This window comes from Clostridium sp. MCC344, from assembly GCF_018785365.1.
Classification (GTDB): domain Bacteria; phylum Bacillota; class Clostridia; order Lachnospirales; family Lachnospiraceae; genus Pilosibacter.
In genome coordinates, this window is record NZ_WQPQ01000073.1 from 1 (window position 1) to 306 (window position 306).

Genomic DNA, 306 nt, shown 5'->3' on the forward strand with positions numbered 1-306 from the left:
ACCCGGAAATTCCGAAATTTTTGGGGCTCCAGCTTCGCCCTTCGGCGGCTCTCTGACAGGCTGTGCCTTGAAAACGGGCTGTCCATCGTGGAGAACCCGAAGCCCCGGAGCAAGAGCAAGTATCGGAACTATGGGGAGTGGCAGAAAGACCGGAAAGGGCCGCTTTCCTATCAGGACAGGCTGCGCCTTGCCATTGATACTGCGCTGGCGGAACGCCCCGCTGATCTGGACGAATTTCTCAATTTGATGAAGCGGGCCGGGTATGAGGTCAAGACGGTTCGGGGCGGCGGTATCAGCTTCCGGCTG

General features: G+C 58.8%; 1 protein-coding gene. It reads left to right on the forward strand.

Annotated elements, in window-relative coordinates; all coding sequences use genetic code 11:
* A partial coding sequence (locus GPK90_RS15415; RefSeq protein ID WP_215703397.1) for a relaxase family protein occupies positions 1-306 on the forward strand: 306 nt, incomplete at both ends.